Annotated in this window: 9 protein-coding genes; 5 read left to right on the top strand and 4 right to left on the bottom strand. The window is 62.3% G+C overall.

Annotated features, from left to right (window positions below):
• Positions 1–55: 55 nt before the first annotated feature.
• Complete coding sequence (locus A3AI_RS0137185; RefSeq protein WP_024520379.1) at positions 56–2,353, bottom strand: molybdopterin guanine dinucleotide-containing S/N-oxide reductase; 2,298 nt, start codon at positions 2,351–2,353, stop codon at positions 56–58.
• A 303-nt stretch (positions 2,354–2,656) separates the two neighbouring features.
• Here A3AI_RS0137185 and A3AI_RS0137175 point away from each other — a divergent pair, with 303 nt between their 5' ends.
• From A3AI_RS0137175 to A3AI_RS0137155, 5 genes are all read left to right on the top strand, one after another.
• The gene (locus A3AI_RS0137175; protein WP_024520378.1) at positions 2,657–3,946 is read left to right on the top strand and encodes an ArgE/DapE family deacylase; all 1,290 of its coding nucleotides are present in this window, start codon (positions 2,657–2,659) and stop codon (positions 3,944–3,946) included.
• 7 nt (positions 3,947–3,953) lie between these two features.
• The gene (locus A3AI_RS0137170; RefSeq protein WP_024520377.1) at positions 3,954–4,760 is read left to right on the top strand and encodes a shikimate dehydrogenase family protein; all 807 of its coding nucleotides are present in this window, start codon (positions 3,954–3,956) and stop codon (positions 4,758–4,760) included.
• Positions 4,761–4,927: 167 nt separating this feature from the next.
• A complete protein-coding gene (locus A3AI_RS45600; protein WP_051382672.1) occupies positions 4,928–6,571 on the top strand; it encodes a serine hydrolase in 1,644 nt (547 codons plus the stop codon).
• A gap of 9 nt (positions 6,572–6,580) precedes the next feature.
• Positions 6,581–8,020: a DUF5107 domain-containing protein gene (locus tag A3AI_RS0137160; RefSeq protein ID WP_024520375.1), complete on the top strand. Its 1,440-nt coding sequence runs from the start codon at positions 6,581–6,583 to the stop codon at positions 8,018–8,020.
• A 102-nt stretch (positions 8,021–8,122) separates the two neighbouring features.
• On the top strand, positions 8,123–8,791 hold the full coding sequence (locus tag A3AI_RS0137155) for an HAD hydrolase-like protein (RefSeq protein WP_024520374.1): 669 nt from the start codon (positions 8,123–8,125) through the stop codon (positions 8,789–8,791).
• A gap of 748 nt (positions 8,792–9,539) precedes the next feature.
• On the opposite strand, the gene A3AI_RS0137150 is transcribed toward A3AI_RS0137155, so the two are convergent.
• The 3 genes from A3AI_RS0137150 to A3AI_RS46790 form a co-directional block, all read right to left on the bottom strand.
• A complete protein-coding gene (locus A3AI_RS0137150) occupies positions 9,540–11,048 on the bottom strand; it encodes an SGNH/GDSL hydrolase family protein (protein WP_024520373.1) in 1,509 nt (502 codons plus the stop codon).
• Between the two features lie 352 nt (positions 11,049–11,400).
• Positions 11,401–12,057 (bottom strand): DUF2865 domain-containing protein, encoded by a 657-nt coding sequence (locus tag A3AI_RS0137145; RefSeq protein ID WP_024520372.1) that lies wholly within the window; start codon positions 12,055–12,057, stop codon positions 11,401–11,403.
• A gap of 1,761 nt (positions 12,058–13,818) precedes the next feature.
• Entirely contained in the window at positions 13,819–13,959 is a 141-nt protein-coding gene (locus A3AI_RS46790) for a DUF417 family protein (RefSeq protein ID WP_349509696.1), read from the bottom strand.
• Between the last annotated feature and the right edge of the window lie 12 nt (positions 13,960–13,971).

Genomic DNA, 13,971 nt, shown 5'->3' with positions numbered 1-13,971 from the left:
CCGCTTTGATCAAGGTCCGCCGCCGCTCGGGGCGTGCAATGCCCGGGCGGCCGCGCTATAGCGGTATTGGCGGATCGAAGGCGCGAACCGGCGGAAGGTTGCCTGGGAATTTCTCGCACTCGACCACGGTGACCTGACCGCAGCAGCCTTGTGCGAGCCGCGATGTGCCGATGTCGCGGGTCAGCATGTTGGGATTGCCATGAACGCACATTGGCTCTGGCTCCCCGCCCGGCTCCGGGTCATACCAGGCGCCGGTTGAGAGCTGGATGACGCCGGCCATCACGTCATCAGATACGATCGCTGCGGCAAGGCAGGCGCCGCGGTCGTTGAACAGGCGAACGATATCGCCGTCCTTGATGCCACGGCGTCCGGCATCGACCGGGTTGAGACGCACCGCTTCGCGTTGCCTGATCTTCTTGGACTGGCTATAGGCGCCGAAGTCGAGCTGGCTGTGCAGCCGGGTGGAGGGCTGGTTCGCAATCAGCGTGAGCGGATGGCGCTGCGATGCAGGCTCGGTCGACGGCAGAAAAGCCGGGTGCGGCGGACAATCGGAATAGCCGAACGTGGCGATGGTCTTGGAATAGATCTCGATCCTGCCGCTCGGCGTCGGCAATCTGTTCCTGTCGGGATCGTCGCGAAAGGCGCGTAACGAACCGCCATCGTCGGGATCGGACGGCAGGATGAGCTCGCCGCGCTGCCAGAATTCCTCGAAATCGGGCGCGTCCCAGCCGCCTTCTGCTAGTGCCCGCCGCGTCGGCTCATAGAGATGGGCAAGCCATTGCCGGCTGTTGCGTCCCTCGGTGAAGGCCTCTTCCACGCCGAGCTTGCGCGACAGGTCCGCGAAAATGTCGAAATCGTCGCGCGCTTCGCCGATCGGATCCGCGACCTTGCGCATCGCAATCAGGCGCGGATCGGTCGCGCAGGCGCCGATATCGTCGCGCTCCAGCGTCATGGTCGCGGGCAGCACGATGTCGGCGAATTTCGCCGTCGGTGTCCACGCGCTCTCATGCACCACGACCGTCTGCGGCATGTTGAAGGCGCGGCGCAGGCGGTTGATGTCCTGGTGATGGTGGAACGGATTGCCGCCCGCCCAGTAGACTAGCTTGATGTCGGCGTAGCGCAGCGACTGTCCGTTGTAGTCGAACGGCTGACCTGGATTGAGCAGCATGTCGCTGATCCGCGCGACGGGAATGAAGTCCCGCACCTCGTTCTTGCCCTGCGGCAGCGTCGGTATCGGAACGGCGTTGACGCGCCGGCCGGTGTGACCGAGCGAGCCGAGTGCGTAATTGTAGCCGCCGCCGGGAAGACCGATCTGGCCGAGCATCGCCGCCAGCACCGCGCCCATCCACACCGGCTGCTCGCCATATTGCGCACGCTGCAGCGAGTGCGACACCGCGATCAGCGTCCGGCCGCGCGCGATCCGGCGCGCGAGATCGACGATCGCCGCAGCCGACATGCCGGTGATGCCAGCCGCCCATGCCGCGTCCTTTGGCGTGCCGTCGTCGCGCCCGAGCAGATAGAGCTGGAACGGCCCGAAGCCTTCGCAGTAGCCCGCCACGAACGCCTTGTCCCAGAGGTCTTCGAAAAGAAGCGTATGCGCGAGCGCCAGCATCAGCGCCACGTCGGTGCCGACCTTGATCGGCAGCCAGGTCGCATTGGCCTCATCAGGCAGGTCGTCGCGCAGCGGGCTGATGCAGAAGAATTTCGTGCCACGCCGCGCGGCGCGCGTCATGGCGTCGCGCTCGATGTGGCGGCTGAGGCCGCCGCTGGCGACCGCCGTATTCTTCAGCGCCATGCCGCCAAAGGCCAGCACGTTATCGGTGTGCTCGACGATCTGGTCCCAGGTGACGTTGCGCCGCGAGTGGTTCTCATAGCCGCCCATGACATGCGGCAGGATCACCGCCGATGCACCTGCGCTGTAAGTGTTGACCGAACGTACATAGCCGCCGAACGCCATGTTGAGGAAGCGATGCACCTGGCTCTGCGCATGGTGAAGCCGTCCGGCGCTGGACCAGCCATAGGAGCCGCCAAACACCGCGCCGCCGCCATACTCATTCCGCACGCGAGCGAGTTCGGCCGCGAGCAGGCTGGTCACCTCGTCCCAGGAGCGTTCGACAAAGTCGGGTTCGAAATCTCGTGTCCCGCGCGCCTTGCCCTCGAGCCAAGTCTTGCGCACCATGGGTCGCAGGATGCGAGCCTTGTGCCGCAGTGCATTGGTGAAATTTTCGAGGATCGGCGAGGGCGCCGGGTCGTGCTCATAGGGCGTGACGTCGAGCGTCGTGCCGTCCCAGCGCGCGGAAAATGCGCCCCAATGCGCGCTGTGTGGGCTCCAGGTCGCAGGGCGCTCGTTCATCCATCGCTCCGGATTGCGTCCCGCCGATCATCGCGAAGGATTAACGTGAGGTCAATGGTCCTGCGGCACGGGCTTTGCTTTGCCGCGAGCTTCAAGAGCGACGTCGCCATTGATGTCGCCTCGTGGGATGATTTATGGCCCGATCACCGGTAGGATGAAGGGCTCGGCGCTATGCGCCGGAGGACATGTGGCCATGACATGGCTGATTGGGATATGGCTGATTGGGATATGGCTGATTGGGATATGGCTGATTGGGATATGGCTGATCGAGATAGGACTGAGCGCGATGGAGGCGTTGGCGTAATGAAGGGCAGGCCGAATGATCTGGCGGAGCGGTTGCGCGAGGCCATCGATCGCAATTTCGAGGATCAGGTCACCTTCCTGGGGCGCATGGTCCAATTCCCGAGCCTGCGCGGCAGGGAGCAGGCCATCCAGCAATGGCTTGCGAAGCAGTTCAGCGAACGCGGCTACAAGGTCGATCAGTTCAGTCTCGCCGATATCGACCTTGCAAGTCATCCCAAGGCCGCGCCGATGGATGATATTCCGCTCGAAGGCTCCCACCAGGTTGTTGCGACCTATGAGCCGCAGGACAAGGGTCAAGTGAAGGGCCGCAGCCTGATCCTGCAGGGTCATATCGATGTGGTGCCCGAAGGCCCCGCGGAGCTCTGGAGCTCGCCGCCTTTTGCGGCGGTGATCAAGGACGGCTGGATGATGGGCCGCGGCGCGCAGGACATGAAGGCCGGCGTCTCCGCTATGATCTTTGCGCTCGACGCGATCCGCACCGCCGGCTTCGCGCCGGATGGCCGCATCCATCTTCAGACCGTGACGGAGGAAGAGAGCACCGGCAACGGCGCGCTCTCTACCATCATCCGCGGCTATCGCGCTGACGCCTGCCTGATCCCGGAGCCGACCGCGAACACGCTGTCGCGGGCGCAGGTCGGCGCCATCTGGTTCCGCCTGCGCGTGCGCGGCACGCCCGTGCATGTGGCCTATTCCGAGACCGGCACCAGCGCGATTCTCTCGGCCATGCATCTGGTGCGCGCCTTCCAGGACTACACAAAGGCGCTCAACGCCAGGGCGGTCGAGAATGCCTGGTTTGGCGAAGTGAAGAGTCCGATCAAGTTCAATGTCGGCATCATCAAGGGCGGTGATTGGGCGAGCTCGACACCCGCCTGGTGCGACGTCGACTGCCGCATCGGCCTGCTGCCGGGCGAGACACCGGAGCAGGCGATGCGCGGCATCGAGCAATGTCTGGCGGATGCACAAGCGGCCGACGAATTCTTGAGGGACAATCCCGCCGAGCTGATCTGGAGCGGTTTCCAGGCCGATCCCTCCGTGTGCGAGCCCGGCAGCGAGGCTGAGGCCGTGCTCGCCGCTGCCCATCAATCGGTGTTCGGCAAGCCGATGGAGGACCGGCTGTCAACGGCAGTGAACGACACCCGCTACTACAAGGGCATGCCTGCGCTGTGCTACGGCCCGAGCGGCATCGGCCCGCATGCCTTCGACGAGCGCGTCGAGCTTGAAAGCGTCCGCAACACCACGCTTGCCATCGCGCTGTTCGTCGCCGAATGGTGCGGCCTGCGCGAGCTGTGAGTTCGAGATGATGCCGACGCTTTCCGGAGCGACCAGGCTCTATGTCATCATCGGCGATCCGATCGCCCAGGCGCGCGCACCTGGCGGCGTCACCGCTGCCTTTGCCGCGAGAGGCCAGGACGCGATCCTCGTTCCGGTTCAGGTCGCAGTCGCGGACGTGCATGATTTCCTCTCGGTTGCGGCGCGGCTGAAGAATCTCGACGGCATCGTGGCGACCATTCCGCACAAATTCGTGTGCTACGAGGCGTGCGCCGGCGCGAGCGACCGCGCGCGCTTCCTCCGCGTCGTCAACCTGATGCGCCGCCGCGCAGACGGCAAATGGCATGGCGACATGATCGACGGGCTTGGCTTCGTCGGCGCGGCAAGAGCGAAGGGCATCGATATCAAGGACAGGCGCGCGCTTCTGGTCGGGGCCGGCGGCGCGGGATCAGCGATTGCGTTGGCGTTGATCGACGCCGGCGTCAGCGAGCTTGCAATCCACGACAACGAGGCTGCGCGACGGGACGGGCTGATCGAGCGGCTGAACACGCTGGGCAAGGCGCAAGTGAGGATAGGCACAGCCGATCCTCGTGGCTACGACCTGGTCGCGAATGCAACACCGGCCGGCATGCAGGCGGGCGATCCCCTGCCTGTCGATGTCACCAGGCTAGCGCCATCAGCCTATTGCGGTTGCGCAATCACAAGGCCCGAGGTCTCGCCGTTCATCGAAGCCGCGCGCAAGGCCGGTTGCGTCACGGCGACCGGTACCGACATGTATCAGGCACAACAGGAAATGATGCTCGATTTTCTGCTCGCGGAAGACGGCCAGGATTGAGCGTCGCGGACACCGCGTCCATATCGGGCTCCTCACGCTCTTTTGAGACAAGTCCGAAGCTACCGCTTTGATGCCTAAGCATAGTAGTATGCGGCGGGATCGACTTGAATGTACGCCCACGCTCAACCGAGGTGGCACTGTCGTTCTGGCGGAGGATCGCCAAGACCATGAGAGCGCAGCTCGTCCTTGCTTCAGTCGCCATGCTTTACGTGGCGCCGGCCTTTGCCATCACCAACGGCGACGTGCATGCGGCACTCGAGCAGCGCTTCAAGGGCGATCGCACGGGTGCCTGTGTCGCGGCCGGCGTGATCGACGACGGCGCAATCGCGACTGCCTATTATTGTGCTAATCCGAATTCACAGCGGCCGTATGATGAACATACGGCGTTCGAAATCGGCTCCGTCACCAAGACGATGACCGCGGCGTTGCTTGCCGAGTTCATCGCGCGCGGCGAAGTCGCGCTCGATGATCCGATCGCCAAGCTGCTGCCGCCGGGAACGAGCGTGCCCTCGTTCAACGGCCACGACATCACCATCGGCGAAATCGTGACCCACAGCTCTGGGCTGCCGGCGATCCCGCCCCAGTACCACGCGCCCGACACCAACAACCCCTATGCGCACGCGACCGAGCGCGACCTGCTTGATGCCTTGGCCGCGACGCAGCTGACGCGCGAACCGGGCTCGAAATGGGAGTATTCGAATTTCGCGATGATCGTGCTGTCCTATTCGCTCGCCAAGCGCAGCGGCAAGGACTACGAGACATTGCTGCGTGAGCGCCTTCTCGTTCCGCTCGCGATGAGCGAGACTTATGTGGCCCAGCGTCCACCACAGGTTCATTTGGCCCAAGGTCACCTGTCCACCGGAGCACCTGCGATCCCCTGGGATTTTCAGCCTGACATGGCCGGGGTCGGCGGCGTGCGAGCGACCTTGCCGGACATGCTGCGATATCTCGAGGGCGAGCTTGGCACGCGCGACAGCGCGATCACGCCGGCGTTGGCCCGAACGCAGGACCTGGTCGCCACTATCGGCGGCCACAGGATGGGCATGAACTGGAATCTGTCCACCATGAACGGACACACACGCATCTTCCACGAGGGCGGCACCGGCGGTTACTCGTCTTTCGCCGGATTCGATCGCACGGCGAAACGGGCCGTGGTCCTGCTCAGCGATACCGCGCTCACGTCGCTCGGTGGCCTAGGATCGCTCGGCCTTCACCTGCTTGATCCGTCCGCTCCTGCTGGCGCGCCGCGTCTGGCTGCTGTGGCCGACGCCAAGCTGATCGACGCAATCGTCGGCAAGTATCGCTTGCAGGGCGGTCTCGGCATAGAGTTGCGGCACAAGGACAGCGGATTAACCATCCAGGCGGATGGTCAGCCTGAATTCGAGATGGGTTACGACAGTGCGGGTGACTTCTATCCGCTCAAATTCGATGCGCTATTGCGGCCAAAGCGCAAGGCGGACGGGAGTTACACGTTCACCTGGTTTCAGCTTGGCGGCGCCAGCGAGGCCGAGCGCATGGGTCTTCCCTTGGCGATCGCGAGCAAATGGACACCGACTGAAGCGCAGCTCATGGACTATATCGGCAGCTATCCGCTGACGCCCAACTTCGGGCTGCGTGTGTTCGCTGCAGGCGCGAAGCTCTTTGTGCAGGGTACCAACCAGGCATCGCTCGAACTGTCGTCAGTCGACAAGGATATTTTCGTCGCGGAGTCCGTCGCCGCCGAAATCGATTTTGCCCGCGACGCCGGCGACAAGGTAGTTTCACTGACACTGAAGCAGCGGGGGAAAGTCCTGCAGGGCGAGCGACATTAGGCGGGTAAAATGGCAATTCAGGTTTCATTGCGTAAGAGCGTTTGCGTTGGGCTTGCCATGCTTTGGACGGTCTCTGCGTTTCCGGCCCTCGCGCAAGCGGCATCGACCGACCGCGTCTCTCTCTCGGAGTCCGCGATCACGTGGAGCACGGTCAAATACGCGACCGACGCGCAGAACGGCTTCGTTCGCGGTTCGCTGGACGAGAAGACGATTGTCGACCGTACGTTCAAGACCTATGTGCTCGAAAACAAATATCTGAAGGTGACGCTGGTGCCGGAATTCGGCGGGCGCATTCTGTCCATCATCTACAAGCCGACCGGCCATGAGGAGCTTTATCGCACCGAGGTCGGCGTGCCCTATGGGATCGGCGCCGGCAATTTCTACTACGACTGGCTGATGGTCTATGGCGGCATCTTCCCGACTTTTCCGGATCCCGAGCATGGCAAGACCTGGCTGAAGCCGTGGGCTTTCAAGGTGGTGAAAGAGACCGACGACGAGGTGATGGTGGCGATGTCGCTCACCGACGATTTCGCCTTTGCTGCGGCCCCGCCAAAATTCAGACGCGGTTCGACGGGCATCGAAGCGACCTATTTTGTCACGCTGAAAGCCGGCCGTGCCGCGCTCGACGCGCGTGTCGTGCTGAAAAATCCGCAACGCGAGACGATCCAATACGAATACTGGACCTGCACCACGCTTGCGCCGGGATCGGATCCGAACAATCCCAGAACCACCGGCGGCGCCGAAATCATCGGGCCGATCGAGACCTACACCACGCCCGCCTGGTCGGCCGATATCGCCGAAGGCGATGCAAGCGCCGGCGCGGGCATGCGCCGCTTCGAGAAGTTGCGCTACTTCAGGAACTGGCCAGCGCTCGGCATCGCCTATGCCGCGCCCGATATGCAGGGCGGAAATTTCTGGGGCGTGATCAACCATGACAACGAGGAGGGGATCATCCGCATCGCGGATAACAGGATCACGCGCGGCCTGAAAATGTGGACCTGGGGCTTTCCTTCATTCACGAATGAAGCCGACTCGCGCAAGGCGCCGCGCGAACAGCAACCCTATGTCGAATTATGGGCGGGCGTGTCGGATCAGTTCTTCCACAGCGCCGACTTTCCTGCGCTTGGCGAAGTCTCCGTTTCCGAAACCTACAGCCCGACCGTCGGCATGAGCAACGTGACCGATGCCAACGACAATATCCTGGTCAATCTTGCGGCCGAAGCGGGTAGTGTCACCGTTCAATTCATTAGCCTCGAACCGGCAACGCCGTTGCACATCACATTGAAGCGCGGTGAGGCCGTGCTGCTTGACGACGACGTGAAGGCCGACCCCAAACGAGGCAACCGCATTGCGGCGGCGATTCCCGCCGGCATCAGCGGCGACCGGGTCCGGCTGACCATCAGCGCAGAGGGCAGGGAGCTGATTTCGGCCGAGACGAGCATAAAGTGAGTTCGCTCGGGAGAAGCAGGCTTGCATGCCGGCTTCCGACTTAACGCGCACATCGAACCAAACGGCCGTTTACCAATCGTTTACCGGTCGCTATCTTCGATCATGGCCACGATCCGCACCGTGCTTCTTGACCTCGACGGCACGTTGGTTGATTCGAAGCCCGGCATTGCTGCAAGCTGTTTGGCGGCGCTGTGTGCGCTTGGACACAAACCAGACGAAGCGATCGATGTGAAGCGCTTCATTGGGCCTCCGCTCGAAGAGATGATGCAGGTTTTGCTGCGGTCCTACGGTGATGACAGGGTCGGCGAGGCCGTGGTGGCCTATCGAGAGCACTATGGCGAAAGCGGCCTGCTCGGAAGCGCGCCTTATCCGGGAATTGTCAACGCCCTCCGGGACATGCGACGGGCCGGATTGCGAATTTATCTGGCCACGTCAAAGCGTGAAGTTTTCGCGCGTCGCATCTTGCAGCACCTGGAATTGGCGCCATACTTCGATGGCGTCCACGGCTCAGTGCCGGGCGGTGAGCTGGATCACAAACCAGAATTGCTCGCCCACATCCTGTCCACACAAAATCTAGAGGCTTCGCGCAGTCTCATGGTCGGGGACCGCCGACATGACATCATCGGCGCGCACGCGGTTAAGATGCGCAGTCTTGGTGTGCTTTGGGGATATGGTAGCCGAGATGAGCTTGAAACGGCCGGCGCGGACCAGCTGGTGGAATCGGCTTCGGATCTCCCTCGCGCAGTCCTGTCAACGGTAGCCGAGAAATAGCCTCTGGCTGCGGGCCGGTTCTGGCCCATCAGCCAAGTGGCGCCGCGCCTCAGGCTTGCAATGTTGAGTTCTCCGCATTTTGACCGGATGCTGTTCGCACAAGCGAGCAATAGCGATCGGCGGCGACCGTAGCGTCGAAGAGCCGGGCGAGAACCGGCCGTCGGTTGACCCCGGGCTTTCCTCGGACAAGCGCTCTGGACCAGAAGCCGCCCTCCCTGCGAAGTCGCGTTTTGGAAGGCCGTCCCCTGGGTTCGTCCGTATGGTCGCGCGCACTGGCCGGGTCGCCGAACTATCTCAAGATCGATTTAAGGATTTTTGGAGATAAGTTTGATGGGGCAATGGCTTTTCGAGGACGCGGGTGGGCATCGAACTTGGACGACTCATGCTGCAAGGTGCAATACGCCTTGCGATCTGCGCATTAGTTGCGCTGTGTGTAGTCGGCTTTCTGTCGGCATTGTCGGGACCAAGCGACGCGCGTCGTGGCAGCAATACTGGGCGGTGCAAGGCTAGATATTGCATTACAAATGCTAAGACCGGCACAAATACCAAGACCGGCGCGGCTGACCGAAGTGCCAGCTATCATTAGCCGAGCCAATTCGAGCTAGTTATTGCCGTGCTGCCATGCCTCCCCCGACGGCGTTAGGGCCAACTTGGCGCAAGCGTTCGGCCGGCTTGGGACTTCTATGCGCCTGCCGCGGGAAGGTCATTCCCGAAGAGGTCGTGCGGCCTGCATTCGCGCCTACCAATCTTAGCGACTATGCTTTTTGGGCTTTGTCGATGGTGGCGCTGTCGCTTGGGCGCGAGCATCGTGCATTCCATTGGCCGATGCCGATGTCACTGGCGTCTCACTTTTGTCCTGTTCGACTTCGCGGCGCGGCCAGGTAAAATCGTCGGCACGTCCGGCGGGCGGCGACAATGGCGCACCTTCTATCATGACCCGGGCGGCAAGCGCGTCGCCCGCCGCCGGCGGCGTCCCCCGATCGCCGAGCAAGTGATCGCTGGCAATGGTCGGCGCGACCAGCGGCACGACTGGCCCCGCGAGCGGTCGCGGCGCGGGCTGACCAGGGATTATTTTGGAGTCGGGGGTCGCAGGCTCGGTAGGGAACGCAATCGGTCCGGACCGCGCGGCGAGCAGTCGGGTGACCTCGCGCTCGACATAATGGGCGAGTTTGCGCGCGCCGGGCTTGGTGAAATAGACGCCGTCATCAGAACGCAATTGGCGGACCTGGCCTTCGAAATCGGGGCCCTTCTGCATGAAGTGCCCGGCCTCGTCCACGAAACCATCCCAGATATCGACATAGGTGATTCCAGCGCGACCCGCGGCGTCGCGGTAGAGCGCGTCGAGAAACAGCACGTCCGCGGTGTTCTTCTGTCCGGAGATCGCGGGCAATCCGACCCAGACCACCGGCAAGCCTTTCGACTTCAAGACCGTGATCATCTCGTCGATCTTCTTCTCGTAGAGTTCGACCCAGCGATCGTCGCGGAACTGGTAGATTCCATTCGGTGAGTGCGCGGCCTTCTCGGGTGCCAGGGCCTCAGCATCGTCCTGCGGTAGATCGACGTCGGTGGCGGTCTTGTCGTCTGGCTTGGCCGCGGAATCGCCATCCCCTGCCGATTTCGAGTCGACCGCCGGCTTGCGCGCATTCTTCTCGGTCTTCTTGTCCTTATCGCTCTTGTTCTTGTCAGTTTTTTCTAGCGCCGGCTCGCGGAGCGGGATGCGGTCGTTGAGGCCGAGCATCACCACGATCACGTCCGGCTTCTCGGTAGCGATGATGCCTTTTGCAGCGGTCATCCAGTCGGCAGGCGCGCCCTTGGACTGGTACTGGATCAGGCCGGAGATGGTTTTCACCTTCCGGATCACGCCTATGTCGGGCTGCTCGGCGTAGGCGTCCTCAAGGCCGTAGGCGAGCCAGTCGGCCATGGCGTCGCCAAGCACGAGCACGTTGTGTTTAGGCACTGTGTCGCGCTTCTCAGGCGGCGGGGCCTTTGAAAAATCCTCGCGCACCGGCGTCGAGGCCCTCCGTCTATCCCATCGAGGCCGAGGCTCGCGGCGGCGAAACGGACTGAACGTGTCGTTACCAAACCAGCCGCCGCCGAACCAGCCGTTACTTCGTTGCGGCGCCGGCTGCTGAAATCCGCCAAAATTGAAGAACTGCGCCGCGGTGGGTCCGCTAGCGCTAAGCAACATCACCGCGGCAATTGCCAACGCGATAAGCGTTCCGCCTCCCGCCAGCAGACCTCCTCGCTTGTCCGACATGGCTCTTCCAGCGCACTGAGAGCCTGCCCTGATAGGTAGGATAGCACTAAAGGTCTCGTAACGACCGTCAGATCACCGTGATGTGTTCGCTAAGCTCGGATCACGTAAGCAGAGCCTGATTGGATGGAACCCTTCACCCGGACAATCGACGCGGCAAAGAAGCAAGGCTTCGGCCGCTGGCCGACGCCTTTCGCGGGACTATCGAAGCATGTCGGCTTGAAGCTCGTGAACTGGCTGGAGTTCAGCTCGGGGGCGCGCCACAAGCTGTCATCCCCGCGAAGTCGCGTTTTGGGCCCAACGCCGACGTGGGCGCCGTGCAATTACAGGTTGGCTGGCCTGAGGTCCCGGTTCATCACCGCCGGACATTTGCCGTGGACGTCGGAGGCGTGGCGTACCCTGATTCGGCCGTCGTGCGGGCGCGCACTTCCGGTGTCTGGCCCGGAACGGACGCCACCGGCGTGAAGTCAGGGGTCTGGTCGTTGCCAACCCTTATGCCGGAATAGGCGACGAGCCCGTCGGTGGTGGCAAGCACGTCGCCCGGACGCAGCGACCCGTCCAGCGCAAGATCGACTGGCGCAAGACCGGCAGGATTGTGGCCGTTGCAGGTGCAGTCGGCGCGCAGTGCCTTTCGATAGGCATAGGCGTTTTCGCTATCGGCGTAGCGTTCGCCGCTTGCAGCATAGGCGTTATCAATGTTGGAACCGAAGAACACTCTGGTCGGGCTTGCCGGACAGAAGGCCTGGCAAATTTGCGCCGGCGAGGTGGCGCCGCGCAGCAGCGGAAAATATTTGCCGTCGCAGCTGCGCACGCAGAAGGCAGGTCCAGAACTTGCGACAACCTGCCGCTGCGGCGGTGAGGGTTGCGGATTGTTGTTGAAAAGATTGGCAAAAAACGAGCTCTGGTGCTGCTGCTTCTGGCCGCCGCCGAAGAAGAAATCGAGCAGACCTTCGGCCGAACTGATCTGGGGTGCCAGCGCCACGGGACCAGCGATGGCGCCCGCAATAACCATGCGGCGCAGCTTGCGCTGAAAGAACAATTCGGTACGCAACGCTTGCTCCACCCGACGCAACGAACCTCCCTCGCAGCACGAGGGGGCGCTGCAAGGTTCTCGTTCACGATAAGCTTGGATTACAAACGCGCTCTAAGCAGGGCGGAGAAGGGGAAAGAAATAGGCCGGCGGACACGGCGAGCGCCACATTCTCTGCCCGTCATCACCCCTGCCTGGACACTGACCGCCGGCTCGGCGTCAGGTCGGGTAGGCTTCGGCTGCGCGAGATCTGAGCAAGATCCTTCGGACAGCTGGTCCTGGAGTAAATCGTGGACTGCCGCGATGCCAATCGATCAGATCGCGGCGCAGGGCGAGGCGTTAGTTCAGGGCGGCTTGATCGAGGGGACGCCTTGCCGGGCAGTGACTCCGCCTGGATTGCCGAGGTGAGCAACGATTTTCTCCCAATGGCCTATGCCTAGTGAGCTTGGGATCGATGTAAACGAATCGGTCATGGTCCAGGTCGTAGCGTTGGTGGATTTCGTCACGGGCGAATGCTCATACAATGCGGAGGTCTTGCGTTCCGCGAGCGACCGGCACCCGAACTCCTCGGGCGTGCTCCGCGCACGCAGTGTGAAGACGGCCTCCGTCGCTGAGCAGACGAGCGCCTGCGCCGCAATCTATGCAACTGCAGGTCGGTCGCGCCTGATCTGTATTTCGACATTGCGATCGGAGAAGGACAGGGTCCTTCTAAATTCGAGCGCGGCCACATTCGGATCGAGCAAGAGTTGCACGGCGAGCTTGCGCATTTTGGCCCGCTAGATCGAGCCTCTCGAGTTGAGCGCCGCGCCTGTCACTGTCCATAAAGACAGTTCTCAACACTGCGGCTGATCTGACAAGGTGGCTTTCAGCGGACTGATACTCTTATCTCTACAATGATGCTCGCCCTCATTTTTGATCTGGAGCAGTGGCTGCCTGCCAAACTCTTGCTAGAGACACCGACGTTGCATCACATTTGGCGCCGCGCCGTGGGTCGAGATCGAGGCGATGGGATCGGTGCAGCGCTAAATTTTGAAAGCCGCTTTGTATTTTCAATGACGGATTCCAAGTCGACCGTTGAGATGCCGGACATGGGACACTCCATGGCTAGATTGATTGCTTCGATGTTATGAGGTGTCGCTCAGGCGCTTAATGTCCGCAGGGCGCGTTGATATGCTCGCTCGTACCAAAATGGATTACGGCGGCTCAGCCGCACACTGATGATGAACTGTGTTAGCTCAACATCACAGTACGAGTGTCGGCTAGCAATCTGCGATATGCTGAGTCGTATCAACGTTGAGTTCGACCTCTTGAGCCCATATCTGCCAGACATACCTGGTTGACAGCGGGCAATCTCCCATCCCCTGGCCGCCCGCTCAACGGTCCCGGCGCCTAACAGGTAATACGTGACGTCGGGACCGTTCGTCGCGTCTTATCGGCGCAGGGAAAGGCGGGGCTGGGGAGTTGGCAGCCATCTTGCCAAACGTCGCCGCGGGGGACCTTGATGCGGCGACCGATCGGTGAGCGTGAGAATAACTGTGGAGTCGTTCCCAGCTTGCGGCGTAGGAGAGGCCGGGCTGCCGGGCTGCCGACCGGCTCCATTCCGAAGCGGAATGAGTTGGTCCGGCGCGCGCCGCGACGATGGGCCGCAAAAATCGGAGTGGTCCGGATTGGCATTCGCGGACGCGCAATCGCCGGCGAGCAGGAAGCTCGCCGGCGACGCATCACCATCAGCAGAGTGTCACCCTATTGCTGCGTCAGGCGAATAACGTCCTGCCTCAGGAGGTAGAACGAAACAGCGAGAAGAACGACATCCTTCATCAGGAAGGGTACGTTGCCGGTCATTGCGGGGAAACCTCCCGCGGCGACGTCCCAGCCCTCCGGCATGAACGGAATGAT

Source organism: Bradyrhizobium sp. Tv2a-2 (assembly GCF_000472425.1).
Lineage (GTDB): Bacteria > Pseudomonadota > Alphaproteobacteria > Rhizobiales > Xanthobacteraceae > Bradyrhizobium.
Note: the sequence above shows the minus strand (reverse complement) of the source record. Positions and strands in the feature narration are given on the sequence as shown.